This is a genomic window from Levilactobacillus humaensis (genome assembly GCF_024345185.1).
Lineage (GTDB): Bacteria > Bacillota > Bacilli > Lactobacillales > Lactobacillaceae > Levilactobacillus > Levilactobacillus humaensis.
This window is the reverse complement of record NZ_BROB01000006.1, coordinates 17,770-33,188: the sequence shown is the minus strand read 5'-3', so window position 1 is coordinate 33,188 and position 15,419 is coordinate 17,770. Positions and strand designations below refer to the sequence as shown.

Below are 15,419 nucleotides of genomic sequence, written 5' to 3'. Positions count from 1 at the left end.
CCCAATGGAGGATACAGGGCTCGAACCTGTGACCCTCTGCTTGTAAGGCAGACGCTCTCCCAACTGAGCTAATCCTCCATGTGCTTTCAAACAAACTATCTCGTTCGAAACAACTATTATAATTTACCATGCCGGGAAGATGATGTCAACAACAATTTCAAATTATTTTGAATAAATATTCGCTGACTGAATAACTACTCCCGTAACAACATTTAATATTGTAGCGTATCCCAAATAAAAAAGCTAGCCTTTTTTTGAATTTTTTTACAAGAAACTGTGCTGGACGCTCACTTCCCTTTCGAAAACGCAAAAAGAGCCCGACCAATGGGTCGAACTCTTCGCTGAAACCTGTCGTTTAATTATCCAAAAATGCGTTACTTGGTGATCCGGGTGACGCCACCCATGTAAGGAACCAAAACATCTGGAACGGTCACGGAACCATCGGCATTTTGGTAGTTTTCCAAAATTGCAGCAACCGCTCGACCAACGGCCAAGCCAGATCCGTTCAGGGCATGGACGTATTGTAACTTACCCTTGTCATCACGGTACTGAATGTGAGCGCGCCGTGCTTGGAAATCGGTGGTGTTGGAACAGCTAGAGATTTCACGGTAGGTGTTCTGGTTCGGGAACCAGACCTCTAAATCGTGCGTCATAGCGGCTGTAAAGCTCATGTCGCTGGTTGTCAGCGTAATAACGTGGTAGGCCAGTCCAAGCTTCTGTAAGAGCATCTCAGCGTGCTTAGTCAGAGCCTCCAGTTCATCCCAAGAGTTTTCTGGCTTACAGAACTTCACCATTTCAACCTTGTTAAATTGGTGAAGCCGGATCAAACCCCGGGTATCGCGACCGGCACTCCCCGCTTCGGAACGAAAGGCTGGGGTCAGGGCTGTGAACCAGACTGGCAACTTTTCTTCAGGAATGACTTCGTTACGGTAGTAGTTCACCAAAGGCACTTCGGCCGTTGGAATCAACGTCATGTCTTCATCACGTAACTGGTAGACATCTTCCTTAAACTTAGGGAATTGGCCCGTCCCGTACATGGAGTCATCGTTGACGATGTATGGTGGCAAGACTTCGGTGAAGCCAGCTTCTGTATTTTGGTCTAAGAAGAAGTTGTAAACGGCCCGTTCCAAACGTGCCCCGAGACCCATGTAATACAGGTAACGGCTACCTGAGACCTTAGCTCCGCGTTCAAAGTCGAGGATACCAAGGTCTTCCCCAATCTCCCAGTGTGCCTTAGGTTCGAAGTCTAAGTTAGGCTTCTCCCCCCATTGCCGCAATTCAACACTGCCATCTTCATCCAAACCAACTGGCACGTTGTCATTCGGAATATTAGGCAAGTGGGCAGCGGCATCGTGAACTTGGTCCTTCAAGGTATCTAGTTCAGCGTCTAAGGCCTTGATGTCGGCACTAACTTGGCGCATTTCCTTAATCTTGTCATCGGCGTCTTCCTTGTTACGCTTCAACTGGGAAATCTCATCGGAGACCGTGTTGCGTTGGGCCTTCATGGTTTCACTCTTAACGATCAACTCCCGCCGTTTGGCATCTAAGGCCAGTAAGGCATCGATGTCGGCTGGATCAACGTTTCTCGTGGCTAACTTCTCTTTAATGAAGTCTGGTTCTTGGCGAATTAACTTTAAATCTAACATGGTTAAACTCCCTTCGATTTGCTGGATGGTACAAAAAAAGCCTCCGTCACATGGGACGAAGACCTTCGCGGTACCACCCAAGTTCATGGCATAGCCATACACTTGAACATGATAACGGTCTGCACCGTGCGGCATTACCCGCCCACTATTTAGTCGTGCTGGAAGTTTCGATGTGGCGGTTTTCAGCTTACCCCGCTTCTCTGGCCATCTACTTAATAGGCACGTCGTGTTTACTAATTGCCATAATCATACCGCATTTTAACGGATTAGACAACGCTTAGAGCGTGGCAATCTTTTCATCAATTAATTGGAGAACCTGACGGCGGGCGTCGGCATCTTCAACGAAGTCCAACTTGTCCCCATCGATTTGCATCTTAGGTGACTTGTCGTAGTTGTTGTACCAGTCGACGTAGCGTTGATCGAGTTCCTTGTAGTACTCGTACAGGCTTGGATCGTGGTCAATTTGTTCGAACGAACGGCCACGTTTTTGAATCCGAGCCAACATCGTTTCAAAGGAGATGTTGATGTGAATCAACAAGTCAGGGTTCTTCTTGTGCGTTGCGTCAGGAAGTTCTTCCATCATGTTAGCCAGCAAGGAGTCATAGATGTCAACTTCAGTAGCCGTAGCCCGGCCTAAGTCGGCGTTCAAATGAAAGAGTAAGGAATCTTCGAAGATGGACCGATCGAGCACGCTCTCGTCATCAGCGTTGGCTGCCTTGATGCTGTCCAGCCGCTTGTTTAGGAAATAGATCTGTAACAGAAAGGCATACTTCTGTGGATTTTTGTAGAACAACGGTAAGATCTTGTTGTCATCCACTGATTCATAAAAAGCTGGTTTGTGAAGGTGGTCGGCAAGCAGACTAGTCAGACTAGTCTTGCCGGCGCCAATGGTTCCTGATAGTACGAGCATGCAATCTCTCCTTTATTTACTGACGCACCGGGGACTTGCCCCCGGAAATTTTTCAACACTACATATTGTACCAACCTCACCGTAAAAAGACAATATGTCGTGGGAATTTTGTCTCAGCAGGTGACGCTATTTGTCCCCTTGTGGGATACAAAACGGCGCCTAGTCAAGATTTACTCGACTGGGCGCCGCAGAAAATTTAATTTTAATTGTTGATGATCAAGTCAGACTATTAATCTTTGTTTTTCAGTGTTCCCTCTTCGTGGATTGGCGAAACGTCAACCTCATCCAAAGGAATTAACTTCGTGTGGTGCCGGATCTTGTACACCGTGTAGAGTACCAAAACTAATGGCACACTGATGTAGGTGATCAGGACTTGTTCCCAGTTACCAGTAAAGAACGATTGTGGGTCTTGACCAACAATCACGGCGACACAGAGAACCAAAGCCAGGATTGGGCCCACTGGGAACCACTTAGCATGGTACTTCAACTCGCTGAGCTTGTGGCCTTGACGAACGAATGCCCGCCGGAAACGGAAGTGTGATAAGGCAATCCCGAACCAAGCAATGAACCCGGTTAACCCACTAGCAGCCACCAACCACAGGTAAATCTGTGGACCGGCAATACTCGTGAAGAAGGTTACGGCGGCAACGACAGTCGTTGCAATCAATGCTGGATAAGGAATCCCGTTCTTCCAAGTCCGTTCGAAGAGCTTTGGTGCATAGCCTTCCTTGGACAGGGAGTAGAGCATCCGAGTTGACGCGTACATCCCAGAGTTAGCAGATGAGATGACGGAGGTTAAGATAACCGCGTTCATCACACTCGCTGCCGCAGCCAAACCGGCACGCCGGAAGACCAGCGTGAAGGGACTGATGGCAACGTCACTAGCAGAAGACCCAAGTAAATCAGGACTCGTGTAAGGTAAGACGGCGGCAATAACGAAAATAGCTAAGATATAGAATAAAATAATCCGCCAAAATACCTGGTTAATTGCCTTTGGCACATCATGTTCAGGGTCTTCTGATTCACCAGCCGTGATCCCGACTAATTCGGTCCCTTGGAAGGAGAATCCGGCAACCACGAACACACTCAGAATGGCTGGGAAGCCACCCACGAACGGTGCCTTTTTGTAAGTAAAGTTGTCCAAGCCAGTTGCGTGACCACCCATGATACCCACGATAGTCATGAACCCAACGGCCAGGAAGACGAAGATCGTGATGACCTTGATTAAGGACATCCAAAATTCGGTTTCACCGAAGGCCTGAACCGACATGGCATTGATAAAGACAATCAAGACCAGTGCAATCAGACTCCAGATCCAGCCAGGAACGCCTGGTAACCAGAACTTCATCACCAATGCTGCCGTCGAAATATCCACGGCAACCGTGATAGCCCAGTTAAACCAGTAGTTCCAACCCATTGCGAATCCAAGTGCTGGATCCACATACTTGGAAGAATAAGCCGCGAACGACCCTGAAATTGGCATGTTCGTTGCCATTTCTCCCAAACTTGTCATTAGGAAGTAGACCATCAGGCCCATCCCAATGTATGCTACTAACGCCCCACCGGGTCCAGCTGTAGAAATGGCAGAACCATTTGCTACGAAAAGCCCGGTACCAATGCACCCACCTAAGGCAATCATGGAAACGTGACGGGTCTTAAGACCACGCTTAACGGATTCCGTGACTTCTGGTGTGGATGACTTTGTAATATCCTGCTTCATGTTCTTTTCCTCCTTCTTGCTCGAAGGACCTTCTCAACATAGCCCCATAACTTTTCACCATGGTGAAGAAATGCACATGACTAAACCATTGAAAGCACTTCATAACGCTTTACGTTGCTATGGCGGTCTCAGAACTTTGAATGCGGTCACCCCACCGAATCACAGACTGCGATTGGTTTTGCTCCCAACATTCGCCACCGTAAAAAACCGCCTTTTTACGGATGAATAAATATTATTAGCGGTACCCTTTTCATCAACACATTGTAGTATAGCTACCGCTATCTGATTTTGCAAGGTTAATTTGGTGTGAGCGCAAATTGTTTTTCTTCTTACAAATCGAGGCTAAATGCCAATAAAACTTGTGGTTTTGGGGTCAAGCTCTCCCCAACGGGCAAGCGAACCTCCGGATCCACCACTCGGAAATTTAGTTTTTCCAAAACATGTAAAGATCGCGTATTACTTTTCAGAACGGCGGCCTGAATTTCCCGTATTCCTGCATAATGTTCACGAACACCCTGTATACTGCCTTGCAAAGCTTCCGTCATCAGACCTTGCCCCCAGTACTCTGGTAACATCAGGTAGCCCAATTCACGCCGCGTCTCATCTGGTTCACCATTTTCATTAACGACCGGATACCAGACGATTGACCCAATATAGCGGTTCGTGGTCTTATCCACCATGGCAAACGCCATACCAGTGGCCTTCTCACTTTGAAACCAGCTATCTAACTGTTTGGAGGTTGGGGCCATGCTCTGCCCAGCCGGTGACGCAACCTCAGGTGTTGAAAGAAGTTCACCATAGGCCTGACGGTCACTGTCGGTTACCGGTCTAACGATTAAACGTTTCGTTTCTACAATCATGCTTGCACCCTCTTCATTTCCGTCACTCGTTGAATTGCGTTACAATAAACGCAATTAGCTTCGCAAACCTGGCCTAAGATAGGTTCGGTTTGTTGTCCCTATCATGACTGAAAACAGGAGGTTTCGCAATGAAAATTATCAAACAAGCCCTGTCATCTGACGCCAACGCCTACCTACAGGGTTATTTACGCCAGGACGCGGGGACACCCCAACATTATCCGGCCATGATTATCGTTCCCGGTGGGTCCTACACCCATATCCCCGAACAACAGGCCGAAGACTTAGCATTGGCCTGGTCGGCACGCGGCTATCAGACCTTCTTCCTCCGCTATAGTTTCGTCGCCGAAAAACACCCTCTCTTGCCAGCCCCCGTGATCGAATTGGGTCAGACGGTGGCTAGCTTAAAGGAATACGCGACGGACTGGCAGATCGACACCAACCGCATCGCGATTGCTGGCTTCTCGGTTGGGGGCCACATTGTCGCCCTCTACAATGATCTCTGGCACAGTGACGACTTTGCAAAACGGGTCGGCGTTTCAACCGCGGCCTTAAAGCCTCAGGCAGTCATCTTAGGCTACCCAGTTATCACGCCTAAGGCTGGCTTTCCAACCGATCCCGCCATGTTAGATGCTTGGACCGACGACCCGGAAAAGATTGCGGCTGACCACCAAGTCACCGCACAGAATGCGCCGACCTTTGTCTGGGCCACTGCGGCTGACCCCTTAGTGCCCGTTCAGAACGCCCTAGCCTACGCACAGGCCTCCATTGCCCAAGGTGTGGACACCGAGCTCCATCTTTTCCACCACGGCCCACACGGCCTCGCACTGGCCAATCCAGTGACGGCATGGAAGCCGGGAACGGCCTTGCCTCACGTGGCCCACTGGATGGATCTGGCTCAAGAATGGCTGAATGAACTCGACTAACGATGTCTGTTGCTGCGACAGTGGCCGCCTTACCGGCTGGTAGATATGGGCTGGAACGGTGCGAGCACAACTTGAAGCCTCGAAGAACACGACACGAGTCTACAAGCTTGGCTTTCACCTAAGCCAGTGAGAACAACACTCACTGACTAAGGTGAACGACGCGCCTGAGCCCATATCTACCAGCCTCACGGCTTCGACTGTCGTTCCTAGTCAACTTGCCAAATACCAATACGTAACTGAACCAGAGATAACCCAAAATGGTCAACACCACCTGGCGTGTACCAGATGATGTTGACCATTTTATATAAGTCTGTATGACTCATGCTCTTTAATTGCAGTGAACCACCATAGCCGGAGGAGGCCAGGGATGGAGCCGGCCGTGGAGGTGGTGTTAACTAGCGTTTTAGGCTAGTTTACAGCACGGGCGACTTTGAAGACACGTGATCTTCGTGGCTTCAAATCGAGCGAGAAGCCCACCGGGCTGAAGCGTCCCCACAGCAGGCGGAATCCCTGGCAGCCGCAGGTGGCTATCCAGCACTACCCTCATGACAAGTTCAAACAAAATTAAAGAGCACACCAACAACCAAAACAGTTAGTTGTTGATGTGCTCTATTTTTAGTTTATTCAGTCATTAACCCACCTGACCATCTGGTAGAAGAGTTAGATCTCGGAACGCTTCAGTAACGGCCATCCCTGCATCATCGGTGCAAACCGAATGTAGAGTCCCTCAGCCACCTGTAACCACAGGTAAGCCAACAGAACCGCCCCAATCGTATCCGTTGGGTAATGGGCATTGAGATAGACCCGTGAGATCATCACGACAGCCATCCAAAGAATCAAGACGATTCGGAGCAACCAAGCCTTCCAGGCTCTGCCAATCATGGGAATTAGAATCACCCAAATCATTGCGATGACTAGGAATGTGCCAAACACGTGTCCACTAGGAAAACTAAAGCCATCATCAATGGCCAAATGTGCAGCGGGTCTTGGTCGTGCCACAATCTTTTTGACAAGTGACGCGATAACATCCCCACTAGCCAAGGTTGCCAAGCACCAGAGTGCTGGAATCTTAAATTTAAAGCCCCAAAGGAAGAACGCCAGCACTAAGACCCAAATAATAGCTAACTTGGGTTCAGCTAGGCTGGTCACTCCCCGATAAAATAGCGTTTTCCAACCTGGTTGATTCTTCTGGATAACATCGACAATCGATGAATCCAAGAAGCTCACATAGGCATTCTGTGCCTTTACGAAAAACGCAACGACCAGGAAGAGGACGGTGGCAAGTGTGAACTTCCACGGCCGATCCCGGTCTCGATCAAATAGCATCATGATTGTAATTCCTTTCGTCTTACCCGATTCTGGGAAACCCCTAGCAATGAGTATACCACCTCCCGCCTAGATTTCTAGAGGGGGCTGGGGATTTGCCTAGCGCCGATGCCGCCAAGCACGTTGTTGGACCCGGTTCACCAGTTCCGATAAGAGGAACCCAAACGCAATAGAACCGGAGATCATCACCACTTGCATCATGAAGACAAAGGCGGTGGCGTTCTGACCTAGAGCGAAATTCTTAATCATTTGATAAGCTTGGCCCCCAGGAACCAGCGGTACCAATGCCGGAATATTGAAGAGAATCATTGGCATTTTCTTAATCCGCGCCGCTTGCAAGGAAGCCACCCCAATGGCGAAGGCCCCTAACAGGTTGCCGACCACGTAGCCGCCGCCACTCAACACGGTGAACCGGTAAAGTAGAAAGCCGAGAACCCCAATCCAACCGCCAAAGTTTAACGCGCGTCTGGGAATGTTGATTAAGACCCCGAAGGCCAGTGTCGACACATAAGTCCCGGCGACCTCGATAAAAAACTCTAATAGTGTCATGTCGATCGCTCCTTATAAGAACTGCAGGACCATGGCGATCCCAAATCCAATGGCAGCGGCACTCACCAAGGCTTCCACCGCTCGGGCCGGCCCACTTACCAGGTTACCGGCTAGAACGTCTCGTACCGAGTTGGTGATGGGTACCCCGGGAACCAGCGGCATGACCCCACCGATGATGATGTCATCGACACTGATTCCCAGACCAAGATGGACAGCAAATACCGCTAAGATCCCAATCGTTGCGGCACCAGCAAATTCTGACAAAAACCGAATCTGAATGAACTTATTCAGCAGGTAAAAGACCAGCCAGCCAATCATCCCCACGAAACACGAGATCCAAAAGTCATGTAGGTTGTGACGAAAGACTACTTCCAGGGGGCCACTGACCATTGCGGCAGCTAGTAACTGCGCCCACATTGGGAAGTACTTGGTTTCACTGTCGAGGTGATCCAACTTGTCGGCAAACTGCCGCAACGTGATGTCGTGGGCCGCAAACTCTCTGGAGAGCTGGTTGACGACGGCAATCTTTTCCAAATCAAACGTGCGCCGCTTGACCGGTTGAATCTGAGCACCGACCTCCCCGTTGATGGCCATGAGAATCCCGGTAATCATCACGAAGAGTTGGCTTGTCTCAGCCCCAGCATTGTGGGCAATCCGAGTCATGGTATCCTCGACCCGTTCGATTTCAGACCCGTTTTCGATCATGATGCGGCCTGCCGTTAGCGCCGTATGTAAGATTAATTGATCCCTTTTCTTCTGGCCACTCAACGCAGACCCTCCTATCGATGACATTATCTCATTCATTATACGACACTCCGCGCCCCGCGAGAATATCCGAGTGATAAAAAAAGGAGTCGAAGATGGCCTCTTCGCTCCCAAATGTTTATTTCACAAAAATATAGTGGGCCGCCTTGTAGCTCACGATGAGTTCGGCATTGTCCGTGAGGTTCTGCACCGTCACGGGGCCTTCAAATGGATCGTGCTTGAGTACCTTCAGTTGATCACCGATATCTAACTTCAGATCGCCTAGGTAGGTCAGGAGATCATGATTGTCGATGAACCGGTCCACCGTCACCACGGTACCATCTTCGGCATCATTGAGCACGGTATGGCTGTCCTCGTGATAATGACCCAGGCGATCGGGAATAACCCCACCGTGAGGACAATGTGTTGGGTTACCCAACATGTCGTCCAGGGCATTGATAAGTTTAGGACTCGTCACGTGTTCCAAGACCTCAGCCTCATCGTGTACATCAGGCAGGGCATAGCCTAATTTTTCAACCAGAAAGTCTTCCCAAATCCGGTGCTTTCTGACCAAGTCCTCGGCCAAGCGAATGCCGCGGCTAGTCAATGAAATCCCGGCATAAGGTGTATGTTCAGCCAATCCTTCGGCTGCCATCTTATTCACCATTTCGGTCACGGAACCGGCCGCAATGTTCAAACTAATTGCGATCTGCTTGTTGGAAACCTTCTTCTGCCGACCACCTAGTTCGAAAATAATTTTTAAATAATCCTCCTTCATCGGAGTCATACTGTTCACCTCATCTAATTTACGTTCCGAACAACAACTGCCCTACTCATGACGCCAATCATTTGTTTTATGAATCAGGTCCGTTCCCATCCCCCGGCGGCATTCAGCCTGCACGGTGACGTGATTAATCCCGTATCGATGACAGAGAAGCTTCTCAATCTGCCGGTACGTAGGTTCGATCTTGGCTAAGGGGAGGTTATCCATGTTCACGTGGACGGAGAAAACGATATTGTTTTCGTCAATCAACCACGCGTGAATATGGTGGACCCCTTCAACCTCCGGTAACTGAAGAATATCATGGGCAATGGCTTCATAGTCCAAGTTTGGTGCAGCCTCCATCAAAATCCTAAAGGTCTGTTTGATAATCGGCCATGATTCACATGTGATGTACCCAGCTACGATAATCGTAATCACCGGGTCCACCCAACTGATTTGCCAAATGGTAATCAGAATAGCCCCGACGATCACCCCGACTGAAGCCAAGGCATCACTCAACAGGTGCAAGTACGTTGCGCGAATATTGAGGTTGTGCTTAGCACCCTTGTTCAGGAGCAGTGTTGACAGCAGGTTAGCCGCAAAGCTAATCACCGCCACCAATAACATGATATCCCCTTTGACGGGTTCCGGATGCAAGAGCCGCCGAACGGCCTCGATTGCCAAAACCAGCGAGACGATAATCAAAATCCCCGAGTTCAACAGGGCCGCTAAAATTTCTGCCCGACGATAACCGAAGGTGTTGGTCCGACTCTGTTGTCGCCCCCCGATCCGATGTGCCACGTAGCTAAGCACCACGGACAGCGCATCTCCCAGGTTATGAAAGGCGTCAGACAATAGAGAAAGACTGCCGGAGAATAGTCCGCCGATGAGTTCAAAAGCCGTAATGACCACGTTGAGTACCGTGACCAGTAGAAAACGGCCACCCGTCAATCCATTTTGTGTCATTTCTCGTCACCTCAATTTGCCTCTGCTAAGTCTTATTATCGCAGAGTTTAGGGAGAATGAAAAGGTCCTTTTGGCTCGACCCGACTATGTAAAAAGGATTGCCCCAAGATTAGCTTGGCAACAATCCTTCTATATATAAGATGATTTATTTAGTAAAGACTGCTTGGTTCAAGTGCGCTGGCTTTACATTGGCGGTCAGACGTTCGTAAGCAAAGTCCTTCACCCCTTGTAAGTCCATCCCCTTCAGTTCCACCTTACCGGTTTCAGTGAAGCCATTCTTCTTGATAACGTGTTGCATGCCTCGGTTATCGGGATGCGTGTCAATCCGAATGCTTTCGATGTCCGCTGACTGGTCAGCCTGAGCGAAGAGCCGTTGGAAAAGTTCCCCAGCGAGACCGCGACCATGATGATGGCTGGATACTGCGACACGATGAATAGCCAAATATGGCGAATCTTGGGTCAACCAAGCCCCTTCAATCTGTTCGTAGCTCACGTCGATTCCAGGAATGACGGCAGCAGTTCCTAAAATTTCGTCATTCTCCTCCAAGACGACCGTCCACCCTTGGTGAATGTCGTCGACCATAACGGCCGTGTTGGGATAAGTTCCTTGCCACTGATCAATGGATTGCGCCGCCAATAACTCACGGCCATCACGGATAATCGATTCAATTTGTGGTAAGTCAGCCATAGTAGCTTGTCGTAACAGCATGTATAACACCATCCTTCATAGTTTTGGTTTAAAGCGATTTTGTTATATTAACATGCCAGCAATAAATTACAACAATCTTGATTCACTTTTTTTAAAATTATTTTGTCTGCTCGAGACCGTCGCAAGAAATCCCTTGTGGCGACTGACTTTACCATTTTAATAATTTCGCCATATTCTCAGGGATTCTTCACCACACAAAAACGGCTAGTCAAGAACTTTCTAAACTTGACTAGCCGTCACGGGAGCCGCGCCGGGCGAGCGAAAAATCAAAATACATCAATTTTCCAAAAACACGTCGTTTTAGTTTCACGATCGCTTACGTTAACATTCATTAACGTAGTCTAGGCGCGAGATAAACGCGCTATTACTCATGGTTATTCGCCTGGTTTCACAACACGTCAACAACATGATTGACCACCAATCCAGCCAGAAGATCGATTGGTATCGAAAGTTTTTTCTGCCCGGGGCCTTAAGTTCCTCCCGTGCCTTCAGATTACCATTGTTAACGGTGAGACACAACGGTTTGCCCCTACTTCTCGTGCGCAATCAGCTTAAAGTTCCACTTGCCAGCGATGCGTTCCGCTACTAAGTCTTTCGTGGGTTCTGGATCGAAGACCCCCATATTAATCTGGATGTCATCGTCAACTAACTCAATATGAACAAAGCGTTCTTCGAAGAAGGAACGTAAGGCGTCGAGGAATGTCCCGCGTTGTTTAGCCTGCTTAACCGCTGTCACTAAGGTGTAGCCATCATCCATGTACATCTTAATCTGCTGCACCCTGAGTAGCGTCTTATAGGAAAACTTGCGATTCTTACCATCTTCCACGACCTGACTTTCGATATAGCCCTTCCGTTCCCAGTAACGGATCTGACTCTGTGAGACCCCCGTTGCCTTGGCCACATCGCCGATTCCTAAAACAATTTGCTCCATCGGAATTTTTTTAAATAATTTTGCCGCATCTTCGTGAATCATGCTTATTGCCCACTTTCTTCTATTAAATTCGTTTTCGTGAAAATCGCCTGCTGATCACGATGAAAGCGCTTGTGAATTTTGTTAGGTAATTTCATTCGAATGTTCTCTTTTCTCCAAACAGTATATATATTCTAAAATACATGTCAAGCTAGTTGACAAAGAATACTTTCGTGAGTATAGTAGTTCTCAGACTTAATTTTAGAAAAAAGAGGGAATTCACTTGGGTAATGCACTTGATACTAACGGCAAACCTTATAACCGCTCACTGCTGGTTATCCTCCTATTAGTGGGGACGTTTTGTACCGTTTTAAACCAAACGATTTTAACCACCGCCTTTCCAACCTTGATGAAGACGTTTGATGTTACCACATCAACGGTTCAATGGTTGACGACCGGCTTCTTACTGGTCAATGGGATTATGATTCCAATTAGCGCATGGTTACTGACAACTTTCAGTTCCAAATGGTTGTACATCTCAGCCATGTCAACATTCTTAATCGGTACGATCACGTGTTGGTCGGCCGTTAACTTCCCTATGCTTCTGACAGGTCGTTTAATTCAAGCCGTCGGGGTTGGGGTGTCAATGCCACTGTTACAAACCATGATGCTGACCATCTTCCCCGCTAACAAGCGTGGGACTGCCATGGGTCTGGCCGGAATCGTTATCGGACTGGCACCAGCTATTGGACCTACCCTTTCCGGTTGGGTTATCGACAACTGGACTTGGCGTGACCTCTTTGGGATGATCATTCCTATTGTTGCTATCGTCATTCTTGCCAGCTTCTGGATTATGCGGAGCGTGCTGGAAACGCACAAGTCCCCACTCGACGTATTGTCCGCTATCCTCTCAACGATTGGATTTGGGAGCATGCTCTATGGTTTCTCATCCGTTGGGGACGACGGTTGGGGAAGTCTCACCGTGCTCTCAACCTTAATTATCGGATTTGTTTTCGTGGGGTTATTCGTCTGGCGTCAACTCGTCATGGACGATCCATTCTTAAACTTCCGCGTTTACAAGTCCAAGGAATTTACGATTGCCGCTATCCTGAGTTCCGTGGTTAACATGGCCATGGTCGGAGTCGAAATGGTTATTCCGCTTTACCTTCAAATGGTTAAGGGAATGTCTGCCTTCCACTCTGGTCTGACGCTGTTAGCTGGGGCCTTAATGATGGGGATCATGAGTCCAATTACCGGCCGTGCCTTTGACCGCTTCGGGGCCAAGCACCTGGCAACATTGGGGATGTTCCTCCTGACTATCGGGACCTTACCATTCATTTGGATTACTAAAGATACTTCGACGATTTACATCGTGGTCCTCTACGCTATCCGGATGTTTGGGATCGCCATGGTTATGATGCCATCTACAACTGCCGGGATGAACGCCTTACCTGCCAACATGATTAGTCATGGGACTGCCGTGAACAACACGCAACGGCAAGTGGCTAGTTCCGTGGGGACGGCTATCCTGGTCAGTGTCTTGACCAACGTCACCAAGAACAGTATGCCTGCTAAGCACGTCTTAACGACGAATCCCTTGAGCTATGCCAAGGGTGCCATCGATGCCACGTTATCCGGTTACCATGCCGCCTTCGGGATCGCTATTGGCTTTAGTCTTGTCGCGCTCTTTGTTGCCTTCTTCTTAAAGGGGAGCAACCATTCCGTTCACTTAGCGGACGAGGACAGCCAACAAGGAGGTGCCGCCTAATGATTTTAGTAACGCTCGCATTATCCGCGGTTCTCGCGTTTATCTTCTTTATCTATATTGACAACCGAACCGTCAGCAACATCTTAACTGGCCTCGCCATCTTATCGTTACTGACGAGTATCTTCTTCATGATTCGCAATGATCATTACCACTTCGGCCTGCATAACGAGTCGACAACACGGACGCAAAAGATTTACTCGGCCTCGCCTTCTAAGCAGATGCCCATGATGATTTACCAATCTGTCGGAACGGCTGACAAGCACCGGGTCTACGTTTACAAGACCAGCGCTAACGCCAAGAAGGCCACTCACACCGCCGCTAAAGTGACGACGACCAACATCGTCAAGCGGACTTCCGGGGCCAACCGGATCGTGACGAAGAAGGTCTACCGAGAATTCAAGAACGGTTCTAGCCGCTTCTGGTTCGGTCTGACCGGTAATGGTCACAAGTACGTGAAGGAAACGAACACGATCTACCTGAACAAGTCCTGGACGGTCCTCAGTGCCACTCAGGCTAAGCAACTTCAGAAGATGACTAGTTCCAAGAGTTTCCAAGCCAAGCAAAAGACCGCAGCAACCAACTATGTGAAGACTAAGGTGATGGCCGCTATGACCAAGAACCCAACGATGTCCACAGCAGAACAGAAGAAGGTTACCCAAGCCGCCGCAGCTGAATACCAAGCACAAGCAATGAAGCAGCTGATCAAGCAAGTTAAGGCTAACTAGGTTAACCGCAAAGAGTCGCCATTCCAGAGAGGATGGCGATTTTTTTATGGCCTAAATTGGCGTTCAAAACAAGATCCCCCAACAGAATAATTATGTACAAGGCATGCACGACCACTGCCCTCCCCCAGAAGCACTCATGCCGGAACACCTTAGCTAACCCGGAGAACTCAAAATGCTGAAATCCTGCCAATAACTCGTCATTAGCAATTACTGACTGCCACCGGTGTTGCCATGTCACCACCTAGCCGGAGGAGGCCAGAGATGGAGCCAGCCGTGGAGGTGGTGTTGGACCGAGCGAGTTTCTCGGCCCTACACCACGGGCGACTTTGAAGACCCGCGCCTCTGGCGGGGCTTCAAAGCGAGCGAGAAGCCCGGGCCTCAGGCTGAAGCGTCCCCACAGCAGGCGGAATCTCTGGCAGCCGCAGGCGGCCTTCTGACCTACGACACCACCGTTTCCAACCCACAAAAAAATTGCAGTCCACGAGGGCTGCAATTTCAGGGGTACTCCTATGCCGAATACCAAGCTTAAATTTAGTTCACTTGCGTTAACCGCGTCTGTGCCTTGCGACACCGTGGCATTAATCCGGATAGGTCTTCTAAAGACGTCCCGTTATCCTGAAAACATTGAATCATGTCGATCCAATACATGTCCGAATCATCGAATGCCGTTGCGGAATGGTCAGCGCCTAAGAGGCCCATGGCAACGTATTCTTGAATTCGACTGGCGTCCACATTCGTGGTCTGAGCCAGTTCAGTTAAGTTCATCTCCATCATCTTTCCCCCGCTTTCCTCGTGGTTGATGAGAGTATCATACAACCGCCAATCCTAAAAAGCAACCTTTTGTTTCCGCCACTGATCATTTGCCCGGGATTAGTGGTTTACGGGCCCGCGTCACAGCGC

Annotated in this window: 15 protein-coding genes and 1 tRNA gene; 3 read left to right on the top strand and 13 right to left on the bottom strand. The window is 49.1% G+C overall.

The annotated features are described in order from the left end of the window. Window positions 1-5 precede the first annotated feature (5 nt). The 5 genes from OCU14_RS03050 to OCU14_RS03030 all read right to left on the bottom strand — a co-directional run bounded on the left by OCU14_RS03050 (window position 6) and on the right by OCU14_RS03030 (window position 5,136). Window positions 6-78 (bottom strand) — tRNA-Val (locus OCU14_RS03050). A 296-nt stretch (window positions 79-374) separates the two neighbouring features. Continuing rightward, window positions 375-1,646, bottom strand: coding sequence for a serine--tRNA ligase (gene serS, locus OCU14_RS03045; RefSeq protein WP_057879315.1), 1,272 nt, complete (start codon window positions 1,644-1,646; stop codon window positions 375-377). A gap of 277 nt (window positions 1,647-1,923) precedes the next feature. Next, window positions 1,924-2,556, bottom strand: a complete 633-nt coding sequence (locus OCU14_RS03040) for a deoxynucleoside kinase (protein WP_261809755.1) — start codon at window positions 2,554-2,556, stop codon at window positions 1,924-1,926. Between the two features lie 229 nt (window positions 2,557-2,785). Further along, complete coding sequence (locus tag OCU14_RS03035; protein ID WP_261809754.1) at window positions 2,786-4,276, bottom strand: amino acid permease; 1,491 nt, start codon at window positions 4,274-4,276, stop codon at window positions 2,786-2,788. 329 nt (window positions 4,277-4,605) lie between these two features. Continuing rightward, window positions 4,606-5,136 carry a GNAT family N-acetyltransferase gene (locus OCU14_RS03030; RefSeq protein WP_261809753.1) on the bottom strand — a complete coding sequence of 177 codons (531 nt, stop codon included), beginning with the start codon at window positions 5,134-5,136 and terminating at the stop codon, window positions 4,606-4,608. A 128-nt stretch (window positions 5,137-5,264) separates the two neighbouring features. On the opposite strand from OCU14_RS03030, the gene OCU14_RS03025 reads away from it, so the two are divergent. Next, on the top strand, window positions 5,265-6,059 hold the full coding sequence (locus OCU14_RS03025; RefSeq protein WP_261809752.1) for a lp_1002 family arylesterase: 795 nt from the start codon (window positions 5,265-5,267) through the stop codon (window positions 6,057-6,059). A gap of 660 nt (window positions 6,060-6,719) precedes the next feature. On the opposite strand, the gene OCU14_RS03020 is transcribed toward OCU14_RS03025, so the two are convergent. The 7 genes from OCU14_RS03020 to OCU14_RS02990 form a co-directional block, all read right to left on the bottom strand. Further along, window positions 6,720-7,388: a phosphatase PAP2 family protein gene (locus tag OCU14_RS03020; protein ID WP_261809751.1), complete on the bottom strand. Its 669-nt coding sequence runs from the start codon at window positions 7,386-7,388 to the stop codon at window positions 6,720-6,722. Between the two features lie 96 nt (window positions 7,389-7,484). Further along, the gene (locus OCU14_RS03015; protein WP_057879285.1) at window positions 7,485-7,934 is read right to left on the bottom strand and encodes a threonine/serine exporter family protein; all 450 of its coding nucleotides are present in this window, start codon (window positions 7,932-7,934) and stop codon (window positions 7,485-7,487) included. A gap of 12 nt (window positions 7,935-7,946) precedes the next feature. Then, on the bottom strand, window positions 7,947-8,726 hold the full coding sequence (locus OCU14_RS03010; RefSeq protein ID WP_261809797.1) for a threonine/serine exporter family protein: 780 nt from the start codon (window positions 8,724-8,726) through the stop codon (window positions 7,947-7,949). Window positions 8,727-8,817: 91 nt separating this feature from the next. Next, the gene (locus OCU14_RS03005; RefSeq protein ID WP_261809750.1) at window positions 8,818-9,465 is read right to left on the bottom strand and encodes a metal-dependent transcriptional regulator; all 648 of its coding nucleotides are present in this window, start codon (window positions 9,463-9,465) and stop codon (window positions 8,818-8,820) included. A gap of 42 nt (window positions 9,466-9,507) precedes the next feature. Next, window positions 9,508-10,407 carry a cation diffusion facilitator family transporter gene (locus tag OCU14_RS03000; RefSeq protein ID WP_261809749.1) on the bottom strand — a complete coding sequence of 300 codons (900 nt, stop codon included), beginning with the start codon at window positions 10,405-10,407 and terminating at the stop codon, window positions 9,508-9,510. Between the two features lie 145 nt (window positions 10,408-10,552). Next, the gene (locus OCU14_RS02995; protein WP_057879288.1) at window positions 10,553-11,116 is read right to left on the bottom strand and encodes a GNAT family N-acetyltransferase; all 564 of its coding nucleotides are present in this window, start codon (window positions 11,114-11,116) and stop codon (window positions 10,553-10,555) included. A gap of 529 nt (window positions 11,117-11,645) precedes the next feature. Further along, on the bottom strand, window positions 11,646-12,089 hold the full coding sequence (locus tag OCU14_RS02990; protein ID WP_261809748.1) for a MerR family transcriptional regulator: 444 nt from the start codon (window positions 12,087-12,089) through the stop codon (window positions 11,646-11,648). A gap of 220 nt (window positions 12,090-12,309) precedes the next feature. On the opposite strand from OCU14_RS02990, the gene OCU14_RS02985 reads away from it, so the two are divergent. After that, window positions 12,310-13,794 carry an MDR family MFS transporter gene (locus OCU14_RS02985; protein WP_261809747.1) on the top strand — a complete coding sequence of 495 codons (1,485 nt, stop codon included), beginning with the start codon at window positions 12,310-12,312 and terminating at the stop codon, window positions 13,792-13,794. Next, window positions 13,794-14,519: a DUF4811 domain-containing protein gene (locus tag OCU14_RS02980; protein ID WP_261809746.1), complete on the top strand. Its 726-nt coding sequence runs from the start codon at window positions 13,794-13,796 to the stop codon at window positions 14,517-14,519. The genes OCU14_RS02985 and OCU14_RS02980 overlap by 1 nt, the downstream gene beginning before the upstream one ends. Before the next feature lie 531 nt (window positions 14,520-15,050). On the opposite strand, the gene OCU14_RS02975 is transcribed toward OCU14_RS02980, so the two are convergent. After that, window positions 15,051-15,290 (bottom strand): MerR family transcriptional regulator, encoded by a 240-nt coding sequence (locus tag OCU14_RS02975; protein WP_261809745.1) that lies wholly within the window; start codon window positions 15,288-15,290, stop codon window positions 15,051-15,053. Window positions 15,291-15,419 lie beyond the last annotated feature (129 nt).